Origin of the sequence: Tannerella forsythia 92A2, assembly GCF_000238215.1 — a bacterium.
Taxonomy (GTDB): Bacteria; Bacteroidota; Bacteroidia; order Bacteroidales; family Tannerellaceae; genus Tannerella; species Tannerella forsythia.
In genome coordinates this window covers 3,314,068-3,338,739 of the sequence record NC_016610.1, presented here as the reverse complement: position 1 = coordinate 3,338,739, position 24,672 = coordinate 3,314,068, and the positions used below count along the sequence as shown (strand labels likewise).

15 protein-coding genes, 1 tRNA gene and 1 riboswitch are annotated in these 24,672 nt (G+C 49.1%); of the genes, 2 read left to right on the top strand and 14 right to left on the bottom strand.

The features are described from left to right. Positions 1-12: 12 nt before the first annotated feature. The 11 genes from BFO_RS13605 to rpmH all read right to left on the bottom strand — a co-directional run bounded on the left by BFO_RS13605 (position 13) and on the right by rpmH (position 16,756). The gene (locus BFO_RS13605; protein WP_014226368.1) at positions 13-1,824 is read right to left on the bottom strand and encodes a glycoside hydrolase family 2 protein; all 1,812 of its coding nucleotides are present in this window, start codon (positions 1,822-1,824) and stop codon (positions 13-15) included. A gap of 154 nt (positions 1,825-1,978) precedes the next feature. Then, complete coding sequence (locus BFO_RS13600; protein WP_014226367.1) at positions 1,979-5,224, bottom strand: S41 family peptidase; 3,246 nt, start codon at positions 5,222-5,224, stop codon at positions 1,979-1,981. A 1,415-nt stretch (positions 5,225-6,639) separates the two neighbouring features. Next, positions 6,640-7,689: a hypothetical protein gene (locus tag BFO_RS13590; protein WP_041590971.1), complete on the bottom strand. Its 1,050-nt coding sequence runs from the start codon at positions 7,687-7,689 to the stop codon at positions 6,640-6,642. A 106-nt stretch (positions 7,690-7,795) separates the two neighbouring features. Next, the gene (gene porU, locus BFO_RS13585) at positions 7,796-11,227 is read right to left on the bottom strand and encodes a type IX secretion system sortase PorU (RefSeq protein WP_041591401.1); all 3,432 of its coding nucleotides are present in this window, start codon (positions 11,225-11,227) and stop codon (positions 7,796-7,798) included. A gap of 19 nt (positions 11,228-11,246) precedes the next feature. Next, on the bottom strand, positions 11,247-11,858 hold the full coding sequence (locus BFO_RS13580; protein WP_014226363.1) for a fumarylacetoacetate hydrolase family protein: 612 nt from the start codon (positions 11,856-11,858) through the stop codon (positions 11,247-11,249). Between the two features lie 4 nt (positions 11,859-11,862). Further along, the gene (locus BFO_RS13575) at positions 11,863-12,513 is read right to left on the bottom strand and encodes a redox-sensing transcriptional repressor Rex (RefSeq protein WP_014226362.1); all 651 of its coding nucleotides are present in this window, start codon (positions 12,511-12,513) and stop codon (positions 11,863-11,865) included. Then, positions 12,510-13,676: a 1-acyl-sn-glycerol-3-phosphate acyltransferase gene (locus tag BFO_RS13570; protein ID WP_014226361.1), complete on the bottom strand. Its 1,167-nt coding sequence runs from the start codon at positions 13,674-13,676 to the stop codon at positions 12,510-12,512. Before BFO_RS13570 ends, BFO_RS13575 begins: the two co-directional genes overlap by 4 nt. A gap of 52 nt (positions 13,677-13,728) precedes the next feature. Then, a complete protein-coding gene (locus tag BFO_RS13565; RefSeq protein ID WP_014226360.1) occupies positions 13,729-14,724 on the bottom strand; it encodes a D-alanine--D-alanine ligase in 996 nt (331 codons plus the stop codon). A 17-nt stretch (positions 14,725-14,741) separates the two neighbouring features. Further along, positions 14,742-15,830, bottom strand: coding sequence for an RluA family pseudouridine synthase (locus BFO_RS13560; RefSeq protein WP_014226359.1), 1,089 nt, complete (start codon positions 15,828-15,830; stop codon positions 14,742-14,744). Continuing rightward, entirely contained in the window at positions 15,821-16,489 is a 669-nt protein-coding gene (locus BFO_RS13555; RefSeq protein ID WP_014226358.1) for a PASTA domain-containing protein, read from the bottom strand. Before BFO_RS13555 ends, BFO_RS13560 begins: the two co-directional genes overlap by 10 nt. 111 nt (positions 16,490-16,600) lie before the next feature. Next, complete coding sequence (rpmH, locus tag BFO_RS15275) at positions 16,601-16,756, bottom strand: 50S ribosomal protein L34 (RefSeq protein ID WP_014226357.1); 156 nt, start codon at positions 16,754-16,756, stop codon at positions 16,601-16,603. Positions 16,757-16,971: 215 nt separating this feature from the next. Between rpmH and BFO_RS14300 the strand changes: the two genes are divergently transcribed. Continuing rightward, positions 16,972-19,818, top strand: a complete 2,847-nt coding sequence (locus tag BFO_RS14300) for a T9SS type A sorting domain-containing protein (RefSeq protein WP_080561833.1) — start codon at positions 16,972-16,974, stop codon at positions 19,816-19,818. 2 nt (positions 19,819-19,820) lie between these two features. On the opposite strand, the gene BFO_RS13540 is transcribed toward BFO_RS14300, so the two are convergent. The 3 genes from BFO_RS13540 to BFO_RS13530 are packed head-to-tail and all read right to left on the bottom strand — an operon-like array spanning position 19,821 to position 24,102. Next, complete coding sequence (locus BFO_RS13540) at positions 19,821-20,960, bottom strand: ABC transporter substrate-binding protein (protein WP_014226355.1); 1,140 nt, start codon at positions 20,958-20,960, stop codon at positions 19,821-19,823. Between the two features lie 22 nt (positions 20,961-20,982). Next, positions 20,983-22,083, bottom strand: a complete 1,101-nt coding sequence (locus BFO_RS13535; protein ID WP_014226354.1) for a YncE family protein — start codon at positions 22,081-22,083, stop codon at positions 20,983-20,985. A 36-nt stretch (positions 22,084-22,119) separates the two neighbouring features. After that, complete coding sequence (locus tag BFO_RS13530) at positions 22,120-24,102, bottom strand: TonB-dependent receptor plug domain-containing protein (protein ID WP_244262927.1); 1,983 nt, start codon at positions 24,100-24,102, stop codon at positions 22,120-22,122. Positions 24,103-24,171: 69 nt separating this feature from the next. After that, positions 24,172-24,376, bottom strand: a riboswitch (cobalamin riboswitch). 168 nt (positions 24,377-24,544) lie between these two features. Between BFO_RS13530 and BFO_RS13525 the strand changes: the two genes are divergently transcribed. After that, a tRNA-Asp gene (locus tag BFO_RS13525) sits at positions 24,545-24,618 on the top strand. Positions 24,619-24,672 lie beyond the last annotated feature (54 nt).

Here is a 24,672-nt window from a genome sequence, read left to right as displayed (position 1 = left end):
GAATGCGTCAGGCTATTCCGATAGCATACGAATAACCTCCTGATTGGCAGCACGTACTTCGGCTTCGTTGATTTTGATCTCTTTCCGGTCGTAGGTCATCAACCCGTTCACTTCGCCTTCCACATCGGTTGTCTGCGTATAAACGGCTGCGGAGAAACCTTGTCTGACGAATGACTGAAGCGTCTTGGCAAACTGCACGTATTCGGCCGTTACTTCTTCTTTGTTTTTAAACTGCACATATCCCCAGTTGCGTTTATCCCACCATAGATGGCCTTCGAGCGCCAACCCGATACCGCCATATTCGCCGAGAACCGTTACACGTTCGGGATCGAACAGATACATTTCCGGACCGGGATAATTGTGCAGGTCGAGTATGCTTCCGCACCGGCGATGGTTTCCTCCGCTGGCCGGATTGACGAGTCGTGACGGATCACGATGTTCCGTCCATGCCGTTACTTTTTCGGTGTCGAATTGTCCCCATGCCTCGTTGAAAGGCACCCAGATAATGACGGAAGGATGGGAGATGCACAAGTCCATGATTTCTCCCCACTCATGATAGTAATTGGCGACAGACTCTTCGCTTCGCTGTCTGTCTGTGCCTCCGCCGTATTGACGCGGCTCCCACACATTGTCCATGTCGCCGCTCGGCATGTCCTGCCAGACGAGCATCCCTTCCCTGTCGCAGTGGTAATACCAGCGTGCAGGCTCAACCTTGACATGCTTACGTATCATATTGAATCCGAAATCTTTCGTCTTTCGAATATCATAAAGCAGCGCTTCGTCGGTAGGTGCTGTATAGAGTCCGTCAGGCCACCAGCCCTGGTCGAGTGGTCCGTACTGGAAATAATTCTTATTATTGAGCTGCATGCGCATGATGCCGTTGGCGTCACGAGCCGTCGATATCTTGCGCATAGCCGTATAGGACGATACTTCGTCTATTTTTTTGCCGTTGTGTGTGAGGCTGATCTTCATCGCATAGAGCGTCGGAGATTCGGGCGACCACAGCCGGGCGTTCGTAACCGGTATACGCAAAGTCTTTCCACTGATGCCTTTGGCCGAAGATACCATACGATCACCGTCGAAAAGACAGACTTCGATGATATCATGGTTCCGATCGTCGTTGGTCGAGATGGTTACTTCAACGATCTCATGGTCGATATCGGGAATTGAGCGCACGCTTGTGATATGATGCTCCGCAACCGGCTCGATCCATACCGTTTGCCAGATCCCGGTAACGGCCGTGTACCAGATGCCTTCGGGGTTCAATGTCTGTTTGCCTCGCGGCTGATACCCCTTGTTCGTGGAATCCCATATCCGTACGACGAGTTTCTGCGGTCCGTTTGCTTTAAGAAACGACGTTATATCGAACGAGAAAGGCGTATAGCCTCCTTGGTGTGTGCCGATAAAGATATCGTTTACAAACACGTCGGCGCGCCAGTCGACGGCTCCGAAGTTGAGTTTTACATACCGACCTTTCCAGGATGACGGTACGGTGAACGTACGTTTATACCATAGTTCCTGCTGTTCGTTCACGGTCTTTTGTACGCCCGAAAGCGATGATTCTACGGCGAAAGGCACGAGAATCTTTCCGTCGAAATCGGCCGGTTCGGCTTTTCCTTTGTCTCGAATCGCATACTCCCAGAGACCATTCAGGTTCATCCATACCGATCGTTCCAATAGGGGACGCGGATATTCGGGTAATATCCGGTTCGGGTCAAAGCGTTCAGCCCAAACAGTTTTTAACTTGTCGCCGGCCGGTTTCCATTGTGCCGATACGCCGAGTGAGAAAAGTACGATATATATAAACAGGATTGTCTTTTTCATGATGATTTTGTGTGAATTTTTGTGAGATAGATGAATGATAATGGAACTTTGTATATTGCCGACTGTACTGATATGCCGGAGAAAGATCGATGCCCTCCGTGTCCGTGCCGAGAGGGGTATTCCATCCGGCAGACACAGAGAGCATCCATAAGGGTTATTTATTCCACACCCGCGGCGCCGGAGTTTTGGGCAACGGTTTGCGGTTCTTCAGTTCTTTCATGACTTCTTCGATGGCACGGTTGAGCTGCTCGTCTTCGCCGTTCCATTCTTTTACCGGATCGTTGTCAATGAGGATATCCGGCTTTACGCCTTCATTCTCTACCATCCAGTGGCCATCCATGTCATAGCTTGTGAAGAACGGCACGCGCACGTCGGTACCGTCGATAAACGGTAACGAGGCTGTGATCCCGACAATTCCGCCCCATGTGCGGGTTCCGATCAGTTTACCGAGTTTAAGCGCGCGGAATCCCCACGGGAACAGGTCGCCGTCGGAAGCCGAATATTTATTGATCAGACACACTTTCGGGCCAACCAACACCGCATCGGGCACGGTACCGTTACGGGTCGATCCGCGGCGCATGGTCATGCGGTACGGTTCGCGAGCCAGACGTTCGAGGATCATCGGGGAGACGTTACCGCCGCCGTTCGCGCGGTCGTCAATGATGAGTCCTTCCTTGTCGAGTTGCGGATAGAAATATTTGGCAAATTCGTTCAGTCCGTCTACTCCCATATCGGGGATATAGATATATCCGATTTTGCCGCCCGAAGCCTTGTCAACCTTCTCGATGTTATTTTTTACCCATTGGTAATGATAGAGCGAATATTCTTCTTCGAGCGGGCGGATCACCACCTTGCGGGCGCCGTTGAGCTGCGCTTTGCCGTTGATCGACAATTCCGTCGGAACGTCGGCTTTCCCTACGAGGAGGGCATACAGGTCGTTAACCGTGTTGGTCGGCACTCCGTCGATGGCGACGATGAAATCGCCGACTTGAGCTTCGATGCCCGGCTCGGTGAGCGGAGAACGGAGAGCAGGACTCCATGATTCGCCCGGCAGAATTTTTTCGAGGCGGAAGAAGCCGCTCTTGTCGCGCGAGATCTCTGCGCCCAACAGTCCGGTCTTGATGCGTTGCGGGCGATTCGTCTCGCCGGTGTTCACGTAGGCATGGCCGCAATTGAGTTCACCGATCATTTCGCCGATCAGGTAGGTGAGGTCTTGACGGTTCTTCACATAAGGGAGTAATACGCCATATTTCTTCTTCATCGCTTTCCAGTCTACGCCGTGCATATTTTCGAGGTAGAAGCCGTCGCGGAAGGCACGCCATGCCTCATCGAAGATTTGTGCCCACTCCTTGGCATAGTCGATCGTAATCTTCATATCCGAGAAATTTACAGGGTCTTTCAAATCGATTTTCCCGGAAGGAATATCTTTGACAAACAGTTGCTTGTTTTTGAAGAATCCGGCTTTTTTGCCTCCCGGCTCCACCCACATACGGGCGCCTTCGGCCACGGTTTCTTCTTTCTGCTTGTTCAGATCATAGACGTAGGTGGAGTTGTTACGGCTGTAATACACTTTTTGCCCGTCGGAATAAAGATTACCGTGATATCCTTGCGGCAAGGGGAGTTTCACGATCCGGTCGCTCAGTCCGTCCGCATCGACTTTGACCGTGACGCCTTCGGGTTTTTTCTTCTCGTCCGTCTCTTTTTTCTTGCCGCCTTCTTCTACGTTGATTTCTACTTTCTTCGGTTCAGCTTTGCTACCGTCGTCCTTGGTCAGGAAGGGGGAGGGCGTGTCTTTGGTCAGCAGCGCGAGGTAAACTCCGTTCGAATAACCGTAGACGTGGTTCCATTCTTTCGATCCGTAGGTCGGATTGAAGTCACGCATCGAGGTAAATACAAGGTATTTCCCGTCTGTGCTAAACGTGGGAGAACCCGAATCGTACCACCGGTCGGTTACCTGAAATTCTTTCTTGTCGTCGATGCGGTAGAGGTAAATGATGTCGTATTCGTTGTCGGCCATGCGTGTATATGCCAGCCATTTGCTGTCGGGCGAGAAAGTGACCTCATACGGTTCTTTCTTCGGATCGCGCAGTACTTCGGTTACCTGTTTGGTAGCCACATTCAGCAGGTTGATCCGGTTCTTGCGGTCGGTGTACACAATCGATTTGCTGTCGGGACTCCACTCGAAGTTACGGATATACGTATCGTTATTTTTCGTCAGCTGAACGGCTTCGCCTCCTTCGGCCGGTTGCATGTAAAGCTCGGTTTCGCCCGTTGCGTCGGAGATGTAAGCGATGTGCTTGCCGTCGGGCGACCAGGTAGCGCTGCGTTCGTGCGCTCCCGGCGTGCGGACGATGTTTTTCGTCACTCCTTTCTCGACGGGGAGGTTAAAGATTTCGCCGCGTGCCGTGACGACAACCCGTTTCCCATCGGGCGAGAGGCTGGCTCCGCGCATGTACCGTCCGCCGTCCTTGATTTCGCTCCGGGCGTACAGATGGTCGGAGGTCAGTGTGATGTTGACCTTTTCGGCTTTCTTTGTGGCAGGATCGAACCGATAGATATAGCCGGCATTTTCGAAGACGATCAGTTGCCCGTTCGTGCTTGGGAACTTGATATCATATTCGGTGAAGTCGGTTACCTTCGAGGTCGTTTTTGTTTTTGTATCGTAGACAAAGAGGTTCATCGTCCGGTCGCGGTCGGAGAGGAAATAGATTTCGTCGCCGACCCACATCGGGAAGATGTCTTGTGCGCGGTTGTTCGTGATGTTCTCGACCGTTTTCTTTCCGGCGTCATATATCCAGACATCGTCTGCCATACCGCCCCGATAGTATTTCCATGTGCGGAATTCGCGCATCACACGGTTATAGGCCAGTCGTTTCCCGTCGGGAGAAAAACTGCAAAAGCCGCCTTCGGGCAAGGGGATGACTTCGGAGAGTCCGCCTTCTTTGGCTACGGTGTACAGTTTACCGCCAAATCCCGAGCCGATCCGGTTGCGGTAAACAATCTTCGCGCCGTCAGCTGTCCATGCGGTCACGATGTTGTTCGGTCCCATACGGTCTCCCACATCGTCGCGTTGATTTGTCGCAGTGTAAGTTACGCGCAGCGGTTCGCCGCCGTCGGCGGGGATGGTATACACTTCCGTATTTCCGTCATACTGTCCGGTGAAGGCAATCGTTTTTCCGTCGGGCGAAAAGTGCGGAAACATTTCGTAGCCTACATGCGAAGTGAGCCGTTTCGCTTCTCCGCCGCGGACAGATACTTTGTACAAATCGCCGGCATACGAAAACACAATGTCGCTACCGTTTGTAGCAGGGAAACGCAGCAACCGCGCTTCTTCGGCCTGTCCCTGTTGCGCTGCGACGAACATCGCACATACCAGGCTCCATAGTTGTTTTTTCTTCATACGTTTTTACATTTGATTTTAGACGTGTACAAAGGTAAGCATTATTACCTCAAATTGGGTTGATTTGTTTAGCTGTTTAGTTGTTGGGGGGCGTCAGTTGTCAGCTTCATCCCTGCAAATTCTCCCTTTGAAGGGGGGAGGGGGGGGCGTTCGGACACTGTGTACCCGCCCTGACTATTCAATGATGTCAGGCTTACAGCCCTTGTACCCCTTGCGAGCTAACCCTTTCGTGGCGTTGAGGTGTTTGGTTGTTGAGATGTTAATTTGTTTACTGACTACTGATTACTGAACGCTGTAAAAGCCCTGAAAGGGCACGTTAATTCAGCCCAATGTAGAGCGAAGCAAAGCGTTGGGAAAAAGCATTCCCCGATAGAGGGCTGAAAGCCTACTTTTTTTCTGATGTCTTAATGAAGGAGCTTTCCATATAAATGTTTTGTCGATCCGATTGTCCATTCAGAAGGTAACATAAAAAGAACGGAATACACAGGATAAAATAAGATACATCGATGGATGATTCTTGAATCAGAGAGATATAGACCGATGTGCTGAGGGCGTGATACGCAAAATGCAGCATAATCGTTATAAACAAGATGACTCCGCTGTAAAAAAACACATCCGCATTTTGCTTGCAAAACAGAAACATAAAACAGGAACAAAGAATTGCAGTCACCACCCATCCGAACGGCATCAAAAAAGATGATTGAATGATGAATGGATTCATCTGCAGAAAGTCATCCCGGAATCCCATCACAAAAGGTAAAAATGTAGAGATAAAAATGAGGACGGATATCGCTCCGATCTTTATTGCCGATTTCAGAGATAGCTGCCCGGTTCTGATGGTATGCAGAAAAAAGATGATATAGCAGAGCGCAAATACGTTTCGGGTAGACAAAAGCAAACCGATTATTCCTCCGATAAATAATTGATTTTTCAGAGATGCGTAATTCTTAATTCTAAAAAATAAGACAATGGAGCATGCTATAAGGACGGCATTCAGAAAAATATTGCTTCTTACCAATACTTCCCAAAGATAAAAAGGGGACGTGGTTATCAACAGTATGAATAAGACAGGATAAGGAGACGCTATTTTCATGTATTTGATTAATCCATAAAAAACAACGATTCCTGCAAGCGAAAGAAATCCCAGTTCTCCGATGAGGTAAAAGGGGAGTGCCAAGATAAAATAAAAAGGCATTGGGCCCGGATAATTTCCCAGATGAGACTGGGCGTAATATACATATTGGCCACTAAAATACTGGTCCCAAAAAGAGGTGATTGCAAAAGAAAATTTGGTAAGCAAGCATTAAAGATAGAAAATCTGCTTGCTTACCAAAGCAAAAAAAACGTCTTTAAACCGACTTTAGATTCATTAATTACTGCGATTTTATCCAGAAATCTTTTAAAGATGTTTATATTTATTCATTATTTCCAAGAGGGGTACATCCCAGAAATGTATATGTTATATGGTTATCGCTAATGCTTTCTTGAATAACATACATGTTGGGATCTTTGCACCATTTAGGCATACCGTCCCTCCAAGAGCAGACATTATCAGGCCTTTCTATATTCTTATATACAAAAGGCCTAAAATCGTCTTCTCTCCTTTTGACCACTATATCCATAGATATAATGATATATGAACTGGGAATAGTAATGTAACCTGATTCATTTTTTATAGAAGAGTCATTATTTGTACCGAATGTTTCTGAATATGAAAGATTCCGGTATCGGTTATTGCCATCCTTTACTTTTAAATTGAAAGTGATGATGCATGGAGAAAATTCCATATATTCTATTTTGGCTGTAATAACATCCGCTTGTTTCCATGGATTGGGTCGTCCATAATATACATATCCGATATTTCGTTGAAAGACATAATCTTTTTCTTTATCCGGATCATTCCAAACTTTGTAGAAATGATTCTTTTTTTCCGCCGAATAATATTCTTTTAGCGGAACGGCTCCTATTTGCATGGAAGGATAAATATATCCGAGATGGGCCTCTTGTTTGTAGCCTTGGACAGACGGTTCAGTCGAGAGCAGATGGTCGTTGTAGGCTTCCGAATAATATCTGTATAAAGGTTGAGCATTCCAGATGCTCTCACTTGCCAGATTAAAATCCTGGCACATGTGAAGATAGTGCCGTCCGTTGATGATAAGCGGCTGGTTGGGTGCCTCCGTGCCGAAATAATGATCGCTCTTTTCGCCTCCATGGTAGTAATACACATGGATGGGAGTAGAGGCTTCGAATGGTGAAAGTCCGTTACCGGATGATCTAAGTTCAACCGATTCGCTTTCCGTGTCGATGATTTCGTCACGTACTAAGGTGAATTTTCGACCCTCCTTTGGAGTGTCTTTTCCGCTCCGGACTGAGCTCTGATTCGTTTCAGTCAAGACATTGTCACTTTGGCAAGAGGTAAATGCCAATCCCATGCTGCATAATACAGCTAACATAACTTTTTTCATGTTGTTCTTAATTTAAGTTATAAAAATGTTCGGGGAAAATATAATCGAATCATTTTTATCGACACTAAAAAATCTCATCATTAACATTTCGCCTGGATACGACTCTTTATTTTGCGAGAATAATCATTTTCTTTGCCAATGTGGCTTCGGCCGAGTTTCCCGAACGGATCACGGCGCGATAGAGATAAATTCCCGGCCGGAGGCGTGTGCCGTCACTGCTCGTCAAATCCCATGTTACGGTATAGGCTTTGAACAAGTCGGACGAACCGATCTCCTGATGCTTCCAATACAGGCGTCCGCTCAGATCGTACACGTAGATGGTTGCGTCGATCTTCGATTCGGGGCGATTATGGTACAGGTAGAACGTCACCTTTTCGCGTGCGGGCACGGGGCCGGCCGTCAGACCGGAAAGAAACGGTTTCAGTCCTTTGACGACATTGAACGTAAAGGTTTTCGTCGTCGAGTTATTGAAGATATCCCAGATTTTGAATTCAGCCGTATGCTTTCCTTCGGGCAGTGCAGGAATCGGGAATTTGACGATCCCTTCACCCTCGCTACCGGCTATATTCGTATAGTAAGCATTCAGGGTATAGCTGAGCGACGGGTTGTTGTCGATCGTCAGCATCACATCATGTCCGATGCTGCTGCCGGTGATGTTGATCCCGCTCTTGTCCCATACCTTGGCGACGAACAAAGGCGTTTCATTCGTATCGTGCCCGTCGGTCCAGGTGCTGTCGTTCAGGTACAACATGCGGATTTCCGGCTTGACGGTATCTCTTTCGGTTGGGTTGGCCGTACCGCCAACCGTGTACTTCAGGAAGGAGCCGTTCGCTTCAAGAGCATTCGTCTCGTCGAAGGCGTAAAGGCTCATTTTTCCGGGACCGTTTGCATAGGAGATATCGGCAGGCACGATAAACGAAAACGTGAACTTCCCGTTTTCAACGATCGCATTGCCTTTATAGATCGTATTCGGATAGTCCTTATAGCTGAATTTTTCTCCTTTTCTGTTGTTATCGAGGGTTGTAATTTCTTGCTGGCTGTCAAGTACCACAGCCGTCATTTGGCCGTTGAAGTTCGTCAGGATGGCACCGTCTGCACCAGTCACTTCTCCGGTTACAGTTACCCGGTCCAACGCTTTAAAGTTGACCGATGTTTCGGAAACAGGATTCCCGTTGATCTCCTTCACATTCATTTCGTACTCCGGATAGGCGAGCGAAAGGGCCGGGTCACCGATTAAGACAAAACAGCGGTTGAAATAGTGCCGATATCCGTTTTTCGTTTCTTTCAGTACATCTCCCAAGGTCATCCGCTTCCCCTTATTTTTCTTAAAAATATTGGCTACAAGTAATCTGTTGATAGCAAAATTGGGGGTACCAAACGCAACACGCGAAGTGGTAATTAGTGCAATCCCTCCGCTTTTTTCGGTCAGGAAGACATCCTCGCCGGCCGAGGTCGTTGTGTGATCGAACGGGGTAAAGTCGCATGAAGCAGTAATCCACAATGGTAAATGCGGGTAGGTATATTGCCGGATCATGCTTTGCGTAATTACGTGCTCGTCGCTTAACGATGCGGCATTGCCGTGCCCCGTATAGTTGATCAGCATCACCCCTTGCCGTTGCAGCTTTTGGATGTTTCTTTCCACATCGGGGTACGAACCGCTACTGCCCTTACTTGATTTTTTAAAGGCATCGAAAAACAGTTTGTTCGTGATATATTCCGGGTGGTTATCTTCTATGATCTGTGTCAGTTGATAGGATTGCTCCATATGATCCTTTGCATACGGCTCATGTTCACTGCTGCTTCCATCATCGGCAATAAAGCAGAGTTGATTTTTCCAACTGCCGTAGGCCGGGGTCTCGATGTAACGAACCACTTTATCTACAATGGCTTTTGCCTGATTGACGGTACGTGCCGGAAAACGTCCGATTCCCAGGTCGACATAGCTTCTACCGATATCGCTCCCGGATCCGTCGCGTAAAAAACCGAAATAGTCGTCGGTAACATAAGTCTCTTTATCAGGTTGATTGTAGTTCCCTCCCATAATGGACTGTTGGGTCTGGAACGTAAGCAGGAAATTGGTCATATCGATTGACTTCCACGCTGTGGAGAGTTGACGGTTATCGTGTGCTCCGTCGCCGAAAAGCAACAGGTATTTCGGTGCGTCGGCTTCCGAGGTGCGTCGGTCGTAAAACATTTTCATAAAGCGCCGGATGGCTGTGGCATCGGGGGTACCGCTTGAAAATTCGTTGTACACCTGCTCCGGGGTGACGACAGTCACATGGATGCTGTCGCGCTTGCGGCGGTGGGCTGCGGCCAGCCGTTCGGCTTCGGGTACGAATGCCGGCGGAGAGAGGATAACCATGTCCGTTTGTGGAAGAGCGTGCAGGTCTTGTGCTGTCACTTCGCCCACCGTTTCGGGTTGGGGAAACGATTTGGACAGGTCGACGAGCACGAACTCACGTACGACGGTATGGCTTGCCGGGATGGAGAACGATAACTCGGAGCCGTTGAGAGAGGCTTCCATCCGGGTGATCTTTATGCCGTCCGTCACGTCGAACACAACCATATCGGACGTGGCATTCCGGATGACGAACTGCGATGCCTCCTGTCTCGATTGTACATCGCGAAAGAACGTATAGGCACCGTAGGGCTGCAGTCTCCGTCTGGCTTGCAGACGGATATAGTCCAAAAAGCTCGGTGAGGAAGGTCTGTTATATGATACAGTCACTTTCGGGTTTTCGCTTTTCTGTCCTTTCCATACGGCTGTTCCCACAAATTCGCATGCTTTCGTATATATATATATACAATCGCTCTGAGGAATTACTCCGTGGAGCAGTTGCTGTCCGTCGATGGAGAGCGTGACGGTTCCGTCTCCGGTAACCCCTGTATTGGCTACGAAACGAAGGGTGATCTTGCCGTCGTCGCTCGTGATGCCGGGCATGGAGAACGGAAAATTTTGAGACAGCACACTGGTGAAGCTCTCGCCGAACAGTTCTCGTCCGGAGCCGGTCTGCCCCTCTTTTTGCAGGAACTCACGGTCTATTTCGTGCAGCAGACGTTCGTCGAAGGTCGTTACTTTGCGTAAAGGATTGCCTTGAGAGGGTGTCGTGCTCATGTCGTGCGTTTCCGTTGCGTCGGTCACGAAGTAGTAGCCGTGCATTGCGTACGGGTTATTTTCGTGAACGAAGAGGGATTTGTGGCTGTCGTAGCTCCACTTTACCGGTCCGCGCCCGTAGAATAGGATATAGTCGGTCCCGCGATAGATGGCTGTTGCCGGAACGTCGTCGATGTAAGGTTTAGAAAAATCTTCGTCGAGTATCCAGCCTCCATAGCCATGTATCGATACTTTCGACGGATCGGAAAACCCCATGGCCTTCAGGTCTGAATGGGTCAGTTTATAGATGCCGTCGTCACTGACGCGGATTTTCACCCATCGTCCTTTCGACAGGACGGAACTTGTTGCATACAGGCTTCGGTCTGCCCGTACGAGATTGCAAGCTAATAAGACGGCGCATAAAACAGCGATCGTTTGCCTCATACTTTTTTCTTCCTTGTTTTTAACGTACATAAAAGTCGAGTACCTTCCGGTTCTCGAGGAAGCCTTCCAGATGGTCTCCGATCCGTACCGGCCCGACCCCCGCGGGGGTGCCCGTATAGATCAGATCGCCCATGCGCAGGGTAAAAAAGCGACTTACATACGCTACGATCCGGGGGATCGAAAAAAGCATGCTGCACGTGTTGGCTTGCTGAACCGTTTGTCCGTTCTTGTCGAGTCGGAAAGCCAGTTGCTGAATGTCGCCCAGTGTGTTGAGTGGGACGAATTCACCGACCGCCGCCGAATGGTCGAAGGCTTTGCTAAGCTCCCACGGCAGCCCTTTGTCGCGCAGTTCCCGTTGCCGGTCGCGTGCAGTAAAGTCGATACCTACCGTCACCTCGTCGTAGTAGCGCGGAGCAAACCGTTCGTCGATGTTTTTACCCAGCCGGCAGATTTTTATGACGATTTCCGTCTCGTAATGGACTTCGTCCGAGAAGTCCGGGATGAAGAACGGCTTTCCGTCTTTCAGCACCGAGTCGGCTTTCATAAAAATCACAGGCTCCGATAAATCTAACGAATGATGCAGTTCTTTATTGTGGGTGGCATAATTCATCCCGACGGCAAAAATTTTCATCTGTTCAGGGGATAATTGAATTCAGGCGGTTAAACATTACTGCCAAATGTGCGTAAATCGAAGTGTTTTGTACGACGACGTTTTCCGGCACACGGATTCGGAACGGGGTGAAATTCCACAAGGCGCGGATGCCTCCGGTCAGGATACGGTCTGTAACTTGCTGCGCTACCTCGACGGGTACCGTGATGATGGCGATCGTGGCGTCATATTCTTTCTGTTTAGCCTCAAAATCATCGATATGGAATACGGGAATTCCATCGATGGACGTTCCGACGACTTTGGAACGCACGTCGAAGCCGGCTACGATATCCATCCCGTACTGATTGAGCCCCGAGTCGCGCATCAGAGCAGCCCCAAGGCGTCCGACACCGAAGAGAAAGGCCTTATGCTGGCGCGTAAAACCGAGGAAGTTTTCGAGAATATCGATTAGCGCATCGATTTCGTATCCCACACGTGTCTTCCCCGAAATATTCACAAACGAGAGGTCTTTGGCTACTTGACTGGGGTCGACGCCGATCTCCTTCCCGATCTGGGTCGATGAAACAGATATTTCGCCACAGCCTCTCAGCAGTTTGAGGAATGCAAGATACCACGGTAACCTGCGTAACGTCGGTTCCGGCACTCTTCCGGTAGGTTTCTGTTCGCCGCCTGTCATTCCTGTTTGTATTCCCAATGGTTTTTGAGCGGATTGGAGTACATTTCGAGCATCTTGGTGCGCAGAAACGTTTCGTCCTTATCCGGAAGATCGATTTTGTTCAGTTGCTGTTGCAAGTATGCTTCGAAGCGCATTTTATCGCGCCGGTCGTAATGACTTCGAAAGCGCATGGTTCGGTACAGCATATCGTAAGCCACATGGTTGCAGGGATAAAAGCGGTAGTGGGCATAGATGTCGCAGTCGATGGCGTGTGCAACTTTGGCAATCAACTCGTTGCGTCCCATGTCGCGATCGAGGTTCTTCAGCGTATCGTTCAACGGTGTACCGATGGTGAAATGTACGCGTCCTTTGTCTCCCAAAATACCGGTTTCCATGTTCAGCAAGTCGTCGCGTTTGCTTTTTACATGGTCCGGACGGTCTCGTTTCAACTGAAATTCCTGCGCTTTGAGGTAATCACACGGGTCATACTCGTACGAGATGGCAATGGGTACGATGTTCAGCGCCATGAGATTCGTCAGCAGATCATCCCTTTCACCGGCCATGCAGAGCATCTTCAGGACGCTGCTTTGGGTGCGGTCGTCCGAGTCTTTGGCTCGTCCTTCGCGTTGTGCGATCCAAATGGATTCTTTTGTGACTTCGAGGGTATGGCGGATATAGGCGGATAATTTCCGGCTGTCTTCGAGTACTTGACGCACCGGTACATTCCGTTTGACGATGAAGCTGTTGTTCAGACGTACGACGGTGTCGATCCACGGATGAATAAGCAGGTTGTCTCCGATGGCGATTTGTGTCATGTCATATCCGATTTCGTAGAGTAATCCATTGAGGAAGGCTGCGTCGAGTACGATGTCGCGGTGATTGGAGATAAAGGTGCACGGAGTTTGTTGAGTCAACCGGCTTCGTCCCGAGATGGTCAATGAGAAGGTACTGAGTCGGGCTACATCCATCACGACCTTGTAGCCGATCGCAGATTTGAATTGCGCTTTCGTTTTGCATGATCGCATCGCGGTCACGAATGCCTCCCAGTCCAACTCTGGTTGGATGAAACGTAACGCATGCTGCAATCCTTCGGACGATACCAGCGTTTCGATCGCTTGTTCCACCTCGTTATCATTCAGCGGGCGTATATCGTCAAAATTATACGAGTGTTCTTTTTTGTCCATGTTTCTTCCGAGATTCACAGTAAACTTACAACTAAAATGCTACAACGATTGTTCAAATCCTCTTTTTGTTATTTTTTAATTCGTTCTCGATGATTTCGGTCATCACGTCGGTCATGTTTAGCCCGGCAGCGTGCACTTGCTGAGGAATAAAGCTGGTAGATGTCATTCCGGGGGTGGTATTGATTTCGAGCATGACGGGTTTTCCGTCCGAGGGAATGATAAAATCCACACGGATGACACCTTTTGCTCCGACGAGGTCGTAGATTCGCAAGGTCTCTTTGCGGATAGAATCGGCGACCTCATCGGAGATACGTGCGGGTGTGATCTCCTGCACTTCGCCGTTGTATTTGGCTCCGTAATCAAAAAAGTCATTGTCTGTAACGACTTCAGTCAGAGGGAAAACAATCTCTTTTTCGACTGTCTTATAACATCCGCAAGTCACCTCGATGCCTGGTACAAAGCGTTCGATGATGACTTCGTCCGCTTCGTCGAAAGCTACGTGAATGGCACCCTGCATTCGTCCGGGCTCTTTGACTTTGGTCGTGCCGAGGCTGCTTCCGCCCTCATTCGGCTTTACAAATACCGGCAGTCCGAGTTGTGCCACAATGGTTTCGGTCGGCAAGGTTTGTCCGCGGCGGATTCGAAGAGCATCGGGTACCCTTACATCCTGTCCTTTCAGAAACTGTGTACACGTATATTTGTTGAATGTCAGTGCACTGGACAGTGTCCCGCACGAAGAGTAGGGGATTTGCAGCATATCGAAATAGCCTTGCAGCCGTCCGTCTTCGCCAGGTGTGCCATGCACTGTAATATAGGCAAAGTCGAAAGTTACGGTCTGACCGTTATGGTTAAAACTGAAGTCGTTGCGGTCTATCGGTTGCATAGAGCCATCAGGGAGTCTGACGCTCCACTCGTTGCGTGTCAAGAGTACGTGATACACGTCGTACTTTGTTTGATCGATGAATCGATCCAGCCCCTGGGCGCTTCTGAGCGAAACGTCGTATTCGCGGGAATAGCCTCCGGCTACGATGGCAATAATCTTCTTCATGTTCTACAATTCTTTCTTTATCCGTAAGTTGAGCTGTAAAGTCTCCATTTCTCCGTCAATTGCCGCATGTCGTCCGGAAGCTCGGCCTTGAAAAACATCTCTTTTCCTGTCGAGGGGTGTATGAATCCGAGTGTTTGAGCGTGCAGCGCTTGACGCGGGCAAACGGCAAAACAGTTTTGAATAAACTGTTTGTATCGTGAGAAAGGTTGTCCTTTTAAGATTTGGTCTCCGCCGTAACGCGCATCGTTGAACACCGGATATCCGAGATGCTTCATGTGCACGCGTATCTGGTGAGTACGTCCTGTTTCGAGTCGGCATTCCACCAGACTGACGTAGCCTAACCGTTCGAGTACGCGATAGTGCGTGACGGCCGGCTTACCCTGTTCGCCGTCCGGGAAGACGCACATCTTCAGCCGGTCGCGTACATCACGACCGATATTTCCTTCGATACGTCCTTCGTCTTCTTTCAGGATACCCCATGTGAGAGCGACATAGTTACGTTGGGTCGTTTTGTTGAAAAACTGTCGTCCGAGGTCGGTCTTAGCTTCCGGCTTTTTGGCGATGACTAACAGTCCGGAGGTATCTTTGTCGATGCGATGTACAAGTCCTAACCGCGGATCGGACGGGTCGTAGTATGGATGGTCTTTGAAATGAAAAGCCAGCGCATTCACGAGCGTACCCGTATAGTTCCCGTGTCCGGGATGTACCACTAATCCGGCGGGTTTATTAACGATGAGCAAGTCTTCGTCTTCGTAGACGATATCGAGCGGAATATCTTCCGGCACGATTTCCGTTTCATGGCGCGGATACGCCATGACGATGGAGATGACGTCGGAAGGCTTGACACGGTAATTACTTTTGACGGGTTGTCCGTCGATGAGGATACATCCGGCTTCGGCAGCTTGTTGGATGCGGTTGCGGCTCGTATGTGGCAGACGGTCGGTCAGAAACTTGTCAATGCGGATCGGTGTCTGCTTCTTATCGGCCGTAAAACGGAAATGTTCGTATGCCTGTGATCTTTCGAACTCGTCTTCGGACTCAAAAAACACATCTGCCTGTTCGTCGTCCGATATTTCCCAATCGTCCATCTTAAAACTTAAAACCATTTTTCGTTTTCCGACGGTGAAGACGTTGTTTCTTCCGTACGGGGACGCGAAGATTCCGGAGACGTATCGATCGAATCGCCCGATGCTGCATCTGGAGCTGAGCCTCCATCACTTACTTTCAGTACCAGACGAGCAGCGACAGGCACTCGTTCGCCGGGCTTGAGAAGATGGCCTCGCAGTTCGATGCCGAGCGCCAAGTCACGATAGCGTCCGGGTACATATAAGATTTCAATAGAGGTGAATCCTTTCGATTGTAACAAGGCATAAGCTTGACGGAAAGAGAGGTCTGCGACATCGGGGACAGAGGCCGTTTGAGCTGTTCGGGCATTCAACGTTACGAAAATGATACGCCCCTCTTTCACTTTCGATCCGGCACCGGGCACCATCTCGTAGATGGCACCGGGCGGAACGTCTTTCGTATAGACAGAGTCGATCACCGTATAGTGCAAATCGTTGTTCTCGAAAAACGTCGTTGCCTCTTCAAGTTGCAAACCTTTTACATCCGGTACGATGATCGCCTGATTGTGAAGCGTATACCCCTTTAATGCTTGTAACGTAAGAGCTGAGAGAAGGCAAAGCACTCCCCCGATTAAAAGCACATGCAGAATGATCGGGATGCGCATGAACTGTTCGCGTATGTTCTTGAAATCTATTTGCATCTTGGCAGGCAAAAGTAGGCAAAAACGAGCATATGCACAAAAAAAGAAAGTAAAAGTTTCGTCTCGGAAACTTTTACCTTCTCTGGTCAATGCGTTTAAACGAATCGTTTATCAAAATTTCGGATATTCGTCCGATACAGTCAGTCTTTTCCGCCCTTTAGCCCGACGCGAAGCCAACACACGGCGTCCGTTAGCCGTCGACATTCTTAGGCGAAATCCGTGCTTATTCTTTCTCTTACGGTTCGAAGGTTGAAATGTTCTTTTCATCTTATTATCTTGTTTTTATTATTAGTCGTGAATTGGGCTGCAAAGATAAACGCTTTTTTTTATCAAAGCAAATAGTCTAACGCTTTTTTTCTATCTATTCCATTTTATTCTTTTCCGATGGTCAAGGTATGGAGGCAAAAATTTGAACATTTCGGAAAATCGCCTACCTTTGTGCGCTTGAAAAAATATAACCGTTTACTTTTCAATTGAAATAGATGATAAGAAGTATTATAGGAAGAAATCCCAAAAGATTTTGTCAGATCATAACAGCAATAGGGATAGGGGTCTCAACCACAGCAAGCGCACAGATAGGCGAAGGTGGAACTCCGCCGAGTTTTCGCTATCAGACGATGCTGCGCAGTGAGGCAGCCGTAACGGATATCCCTGTCACATTCAGTGTCGAGGACATGAAGCAGGTCGATCGTTGGCAGGAACAGGAAGGATTGACGCCTTTGTGTGTTTCGACACTTATCAACGTCGCTCTGAACCCCGGAAACTCCGGGAAGTGGAATATCTTGCCCGATGGTCAGGAAATCTGGCAATTGGAATTGAGGGCTGACGGTGCGATTGCACTGATGCTCTATTACTCCGACTTTTACATCCCTAAGGGCGGAAAACTCTTTCTGTATAACGCGGAAAAGACTCAAATTTTGGGGGCTTATACACATGCGACACATCCGTCCGGCGGGCGGTTTGCGACCGAATTTGTGGCGGGTGATGTCGTGACGCTGGAGTATGTCAAGGATCCCGAGGGGCAGATGCCCCGTATCGAGATCGAGGCCGTCGGTTACGGGTATAATCACTTGTCCGTTCCGGAGCAGGGAGGCGTGCAGTTACGGCGTGGAGCGAAATCTTCCGGTCCATGCGAGGTCAATATTAATTGCGAAGAGGGTGACGCGTGGCAAAACCAAAAGAAAGGGGTCTGTCATACGGTGCAACGCATTGGCACGAAAAGCTATATCTGCACCGGTTCATTGGTCAATAATACGGCGCAAGACCTGAAACCGTATGTCTTGACAGCCATGCACTGCTCTACCGAAAAAAACACGGAAGCCTCTGATGAAAACATGAAACAGTGGGTTTTTTATTTTCATATGGAGCAGAGCGGTTGCAGTACAAGTTCGCCTGCTGTCGGCTCTAAAACGTTGACGGGCTGTAAGCGTATGGCCTATACCCTCACAAACGGACAGTCCGATGGCTTGTTGTTACTCCTTAATACTCCCGTTCCGGAGAATTATAACGTCTACTATAACGGATGGGATCGGCGCAATCGCCCCCCCCGGTCCGGCGTCTGTATCCATCACCCGAAGGGGGATTATAAAAAAATTTCGACCTATAGTAAACCGGGCACACACAGCACGTTCGTCTCGGACAATGATCTCAAAGGCGATATGCATGCGCATTGGAACGTGACTTTCAGTAAGACGCGCAACGGGCATGGCGTGACGGAAGACGGGTCGTCCGGGTCGCCACTGTTTAATACCGACAAACTGATTGTCGGGACCCTGACGGGCGGAAGTTCAACGTGTGCCAAACCGGAAGGCTTGAATTTGTACGGTAAGATGAGTTACCACTGGAATAAATATACGGATCAGCCACATTCTCACATGGACCAGTTCTTAGACCCGAAAAAAAGCGGTGTCGAAGTATTAGAAGGACGTTATCACACGTTGCTGATGCCGCCTTCGAATCTTCGCTCGACGTATCAGACTGGAACGGTTGTACTGGCTTGGGATGCTCCCGCGTCAGGCATTCCTCAAGGGTATCGCGTCTATCGGAACAATACGAAGATAGAGGAAACGAATGCTCGCTCATATATTGATCCATCGCCGCCGGCCGGAACGGTGACGTATGCCGTGACCGCAGTGTATGCCAACGGCAATGAGTCATCATCGATCACCTCTACTCTTGCTCTGACCGAATATAAGGCGCCCGATAATGTAAAGGTAACGCGAACGTCGACCGGAAAAGCGGCTGTCGTGTGGGATATGCCCGTTTACGAACAAACGATTTATTGGGGGGGAGAGAACTCGAAATATGAGGTGAATATGAATAAAGAGGGCGAAACGAAGCCTTTCTATTTCGGACAGGCATGGACGAGGGACGAAATCATGCCACTACATCTGAAAACGATTACGGCTGTGAAGTTTATTCCGATTCAGAATAACACATACGAAATTTATATCGTACAGGGAAACCGCAGTTATCGACAGAAGATTGTGGATGTAACGTATCGCAGGACGAACACCATCAAGCTGACGACTCCTTTCGTTATCAACGGGACACAACCGCTGACTGTGGCAATTTATGTATCGGAGCTGTCAGCCAGCAGTACAAATTATCCTGCCGTATGCGACCAAGGCCCCGCTATCGACGGGAAAGGAGATCTCTACTCGTACGACGGTAAGATGTGGAAAACGCTCCATAGTGGCCCTGATGCACATAAATTTAATTTCAACTTTTTCATTGCTGCCGTTGTCAGTTCCAAGAGTGGCGAGTTGCCCACCACGTACTCATCCGAAGTATCAATGCCGCAGCTGTTTTCGACTTCTTCTACGGAGACGGTTCGCGTTCAAAAAGCGCAAATTGCAGATATCGAACTTGATACGGTTTCGATGCGTAGCCTGCAACCGTATGCTTTCCCTCAGGTTACCGGATACCATATCTACCGTGATAAGGTGAAGATCGCCACAGTATCGGCCGCACCTACCCGTTATATCGATCCGATGACTCATCCCAAACCGGTGTATTATCAGGTTTCGGCATTGTACGGAAATGCGGAGAGCGTATGGAGTAAGGCGGTGGAATTTATACCGATGAGCAATGTGCCGGGAGCTGAAGATGTGACGATTTATCCTACGGTATTTACCGAACAGTTGCACTTGAAAGGCGCCGAAAGGGTAAAGCGTATCGAGTTCTATACCGTCGACGGCTGGATGCGTTTGCAGGCAGACCGTCCCGGAGGGGTAATCGATACTCACTCGCTATCTTCGGGGATGTACCTGATACGCATTTATACGATTGACGGACAGACCGACGTTGCCCGCGGCGTCAGAAAGTAAGTTTATTCGCCAAGCGGAGCAAAGTAACGAAACCGGTAGCCGGGTATCCGATCCGGATGAAAGATGGCAATCAGTTCGGCCAGAAGGTAGTCGGGATGCATCGGCACTTGTTCGTAATAAAGCGATGAGTTTGTGTTACATCCGTAAATACGGCGTTCGCGGAAAGCGTCGAACCGACTGTAAGGGCTGTATTCGGATTGCAAATCGGCGTAGGTCATGGCCGTAGGCTTATTGTAATGGATCAGCCAGAAATCGGCATGGATTGCACGGTCGAGTACGGTTTCGAATGCAAGCGGGGAACTGCCGGTGCCGGGCAAGTCGCGAAAGATGTAATCGGCGCCGGCATCGCGAAAGATATGCGCCATGTAACTCTCTCCGGCCGGGACATACCACGGTGTACCGAACTTCATGCCCGTCAATAACGTCGGACGGTGCGTGACATCTTCAGCCAGCGATTTTATGCGCAGGTAGTTCGTTTCGGTTTCACGGAACAAAGAATCGGCACGTGCCGAGTGTCCGGTCAGCAGTCCGAGAAACTTGAGCCATTCCGCGCGTCCGAGCGGGTCGGCTTCCATATAATCCGCACATTCGACAATGGGAATCCCGATCTTTTCGACGGGCCCGTAACTTCCATTCTGAAATGGAGAAGCAAGCACTACTTCGGTACCGATCTCCACCATCTTTTCGATATTGGGGGATGTCGCTTCGCCGAGATCGATGATCGTTCCGCCTTGCAAACCGTCTCGAACAGCCGGCACATCAATATAGCGCGATTCGCAGACACCGGCAATACGGTCTGAAGCACCCAGCTCATCGAGGATAGCACAATGTACGGAGGTGTAAACGACCATGTTTTTGACCGGCACGCGGACGATTGTTCCTTGAGGAAGTCCGTCGGGTTGTTGAGCGTCGCGAGGGATAAGCAGGTAACGTTGCAACAGACGGCCTTCGTTCCAAGGGTCGCGTACTTCGACTTTCGTGTAACCGTCGTATGCCGTTATGGTATATCCCGCGGCATATCTTATCGAATCGGCTGAAGGCGCCTTCTCTCCTCCGGCTGCCGAAGAAGAGCTCTGCCCCACGTTACAGCCGGACGTGAGGCAGAGGAATAACCATAATAGGCAGAAGCAAATGCGTATCATTGGTTTTGTTCTTCAGAAACGATCAGTTAAAGAAAACGGCATGGTTCGGATTTATACCGCCCGATTCAAACTGCTCGATAAATTTGCCGTTACGGTCGAAGCGATAGATCGTGCCGTTTTCGGTAAAGCTCGATGTACCGATATAGATATCGCCGTTATTCGGGTTTACTTCCATCAGGTAAACACTCGTTTTTCCCAGCTTCTCCGGCATGTTAGTCAGGAAATTCGTTTTGTTCAGTGTACCCGTTTTTACGTTATAACTGGAGAATGTATTGGTTGTTTTATAAGGTTTGGAGCTCCAGTCCGTATCGCCGTAGACCATATAAATAATTCCATTGTGTTCGCAAAGATGGGTAGCGTTTGCAATCGTTGTAACCATTCCTTTGGCTACATCGACTTTCTGTACGGGATAGCTATAATCAGGACCATAGCCCTGAACAAAAATTTGTCCTTCGGATTCAAGTACTCTTTGAGGATTCTTGGCTACGATAATAGTTTTCGATACGGCGAACGCTTTTTTGTCGATAACGGTCATCGTAGAATCTTTACCGTGACCGGAGTTAACGGCGTAAATCCAGTCGTTATCCTCAGCAATTCCTTCGGGATTTCTTCCAACCTCAACATACCCTTCTATGTCCAGCGTTGTCGCATCGATTTTAGCGACCTTTCCGCTATACAGCGTCACATAAATCTTTCCGTTATCCGCTACTAACTGGCGCGGAGCACCGTCGCTTTTAGAAAAGGCTACACGCTTTTCTTCGACGCCCGCGGAGTTGAGCTTCAGTAATACCTGAGAACCAAAAACGGATACATACATGTAATTCTTGTACAGAATAACATCCTGTCCCGTATCGCCGAGTCCTTTTTTGTTCTGTTTCATAAAAATATCGGACACGAAATCGGCGTCTTTATTCGGCGCGTAAAAAGCCATACCGGCATTGTTTAGTTTGTGTATTCCTTCATTCAGGATAAACACACGCGTTTTGGGAAGAGTCAAGGTCGATCCGGTGTCGATCAAGGAATCACCTTCGTCGTTATCACATGAGGTAAACGAAAGGCCAATGGCCAACATACAGCATACGCTGAATAATAAACTTCTGATTTTTAAGACTTTTCTTTCCATACTTTTCTTTATTTATGGGGTTAATAAAAATGTTGGTTATAATTTGATTGAAACCGTTGCCCTGAATGATCGTCCGGGCATCGGGTAATATTTAATAATGTCATACTGTTCGTCGGTCAAGTTCACACATTCGGCTTGCACCCGCATTTCACACGAGCGCAGGTGGAAAAGGCGGGAGACGGCGAGCGTATGTTCCGTGTATCCGTTGATGCGGTTTACGGGGATATTTTGCTTCAGGTAATACCGTTTACCTACGGCTACGAGCGTGTAGGCAACATTTGCCCACGGCGTCTCGAAGGTCACGGCCCCACTGCCCGAATGACGTGGCGTATAGGGTATCTGCTGGTTATAATTCTTTGCCTCCGGGTCCGTTCGGTCGATGGCACGCTGATACGTGTAGCTCCCGTTGAGGGCGAGCCGGATCTTGTCGGTGACGGGGGCACCGGCCGACGCGTTGATATCTAATCCCGTGATTTTAACTTCTCCGAAGTTCGCCATCTTCCATACGTAGGTCGAAGGGAAAGCGACGATTTTATCACGGACTTCGTTGTAATAGCCGTCGACGGTCAGACTGAGATGGTCGAGAAAGCGCAGGGGTGTTCCGTTCCATGTAAATCCGACGTTGTATTCGTTGGCGAGTTCGGGACGCAATCCCGTATTTCCGAGTCGCAGGTAGTACAAATCGTTGAATGTGGGCACACGAAACGTCTTTTTATACAGGGCACGAATATAGAAATGGTGCGTAGTGAACGGTCGGCAGGTGAGCGACAGCGAAGGAGTCAGCTTTTTGCGGTCATCCGGCCGGTCTCCGCGTTTCACTTCTTCGGTGACGAACGTGTAAAGCAAAGTCCCGTTTACGGTCAGTACCCCTCGGTGGAAATGCGCACGCAGAGCCGTCAGCGAAGTGTAGCGCACGGGCGATGGATTTTCGTTGATGTTATTGTTCAGCGTATTGATTGCCCCATCCTCTGCCAGAGAGAATCGGAGATGGTCCGTGGCATTGAACTGGGCCGTAGCCGAGGCATAATATTCGTTCTGCGTATTCAAATCAATCTGCTTTCCGTTTTCATATTTAACATCCGTATCTTCGTATTTGTTCCAGGAGTAGGTATATTTAAGTTGTGCCTGCATCGACCATTGGTCGGAGAAATGATTTTTGTACGACGTTTGTGTGAAAAAGTTTTCGTCCCACAGCCGTTCGCGGTTATCATTGTTATAGAGGATCACTCCTCCGGGCAGTCCGCGTTCGGAATTATAGTAATATGCTTTGATGTTCAGATCGGAGGTGTTGCTAAAAGAATGGGAAACATTCGCCTCACTGTGCCATGCGACGATATCGGAATTATATCGCTTCTCACGAGTCCTTAAGGCTCCGTTCTTGAGGATGAACGGATAGGTGCCGTCCGCTCTCAGGAAATGACCGTCGATGGAAACGATGGTCTGTTCGCTGGCTTTGAATGCAGCTCGTAGAAACGGATGGAATTGCCCGAATGAGCCGGTGCGCACGTTGGCTTGTACGCTGTACTTTCGTTTGTCGATAAACCGGGGCATCTCGGTGCGGATGCTTAAGACGGCTGCCGAGGCCGCCATGCGTGCCGATCGGAGCAGGTCTTCCTCCTGTCCGACCGAGAGCGAAAGCATTGAAACGTTATCGAGCGAAAAGCGCCCGATATCGATTTGTCCCGCCTGACAATTGCTGACGGCTACCTCGTCGTAGCTGATGGTTGTGTGATGCGTGCCAAGACTACGGACCGACACCGTTTTCATTCCGCCGATGCCGCCGTAATCACGTACGGTGGTACCGGCAAAGCGTCGCACCGCATCGGCAATATTCTGCAAACCGAGTGTCTTAATTTTTTCTCCGCTGAGGGCTTGTACCGGAACGGTTGCTGTTACCTGTCGCGGCATACAATGAGCCGACACCGTCACCTCGTCGATTCTCCTCTCCGGCATCGTGTCACGCTCCTGAGCGCTTGCCGTGGCGAGAAACAGTGTAAGCATAAAGATGATAACACACATCTTTGGTTTACTTCTTCTGTCAATATACATACGTAATCCGTCTGATGTCAGGCGTTTTGACCCGAAACGTCTGAGTATCCGATTCCGGCAGGTTTTCCGGCTCGTTCCTCCTTTGGTCGGCTGCCTTCCCGGCTCGTATCGAGCCAGTGGCGGATAGATATGCCGAGGTGTTAAGAACTTACGGCTACGGGTACAGCTCCGGTCTTTCACCGGATTCCCTTTTACTAACCGGATACGGAAGCATCGCGGCTACACCGAAATCAGATGCAAAGGTATCATAAAATTGAGAATTATATACAAACAAAGTAAATAAAAATAAAGAGCTTTGGGACAGTTTCCCCATACTGTCAGAAAAATATTGCTCATTTTTTTTGAAAGTATTTGTGCGTTTAAAAAAAAGTATTACCTTTGCACCGCAATTGAGAATTCAATGCAACATATTGGTGTGGTAGTTCAGCTGGTTAGAATACCTGCCTGTCACGCAGGGGGTCGCGGGTTCGAGTCCCGTCCATACCGCTAAATAGCTGAAAGATAGGCTATAGGTCATCTGAAGCAATTTTAGAAACGAAT

What these genes read in the sequence shown, in the direction of transcription:
- BFO_RS13605 (WP_014226368.1), bottom strand. Translation starts at nt 1,824, where the DNA reads ATGAAAAAGACAATCCTGTTTATATATATCGTACTTTTCTCACTCGGC.
- BFO_RS13600 (WP_014226367.1), bottom strand. Translation starts at nt 5,224, where the DNA reads ATGAAGAAAAAACAACTATGGAGCCTGGTATGTGCGATGTTCGTCGCA.
- BFO_RS13590 (WP_041590971.1), bottom strand. Translation starts at nt 7,689, where the DNA reads ATGAAAAAAGTTATGTTAGCTGTATTATGCAGCATGGGATTGGCATTT.
- porU (WP_041591401.1), bottom strand. Translation starts at nt 11,227, where the DNA reads ATGAGGCAAACGATCGCTGTTTTATGCGCCGTCTTATTAGCTTGCAAT.
- BFO_RS13580 (WP_014226363.1), bottom strand. Translation starts at nt 11,858, where the DNA reads ATGAAAATTTTTGCCGTCGGGATGAATTATGCCACCCACAATAAAGAA.
- BFO_RS13575 (WP_014226362.1), bottom strand. Translation starts at nt 12,513, where the DNA reads ATGACAGGCGGCGAACAGAAACCTACCGGAAGAGTGCCGGAACCGACG.
- BFO_RS13570 (WP_014226361.1), bottom strand. Translation starts at nt 13,676, where the DNA reads ATGGACAAAAAAGAACACTCGTATAATTTTGACGATATACGCCCGCTG.
- BFO_RS13565 (WP_014226360.1), bottom strand. Translation starts at nt 14,724, where the DNA reads ATGAAGAAGATTATTGCCATCGTAGCCGGAGGCTATTCCCGCGAATAC.
- BFO_RS13560 (WP_014226359.1), bottom strand. Translation starts at nt 15,830, where the DNA reads ATGGTTTTAAGTTTTAAGATGGACGATTGGGAAATATCGGACGACGAA.
- BFO_RS13555 (WP_014226358.1), bottom strand. Translation starts at nt 16,489, where the DNA reads ATGCAAATAGATTTCAAGAACATACGCGAACAGTTCATGCGCATCCCG.
- rpmH (WP_014226357.1), bottom strand. Translation starts at nt 16,756, where the DNA reads ATGAAAAGAACATTTCAACCTTCGAACCGTAAGAGAAAGAATAAGCAC.
- BFO_RS14300 (WP_080561833.1), top strand. Translation starts at nt 16,972, where the DNA reads ATGATAAGAAGTATTATAGGAAGAAATCCCAAAAGATTTTGTCAGATC.
- BFO_RS13540 (WP_014226355.1), bottom strand. Translation starts at nt 20,960, where the DNA reads ATGATACGCATTTGCTTCTGCCTATTATGGTTATTCCTCTGCCTCACG.
- BFO_RS13535 (WP_014226354.1), bottom strand. Translation starts at nt 22,083, where the DNA reads ATGGAAAGAAAAGTCTTAAAAATCAGAAGTTTATTATTCAGCGTATGC.
- BFO_RS13530 (WP_244262927.1), bottom strand. Translation starts at nt 24,102, where the DNA reads ATGTGTGTTATCATCTTTATGCTTACACTGTTTCTCGCCACGGCAAGC.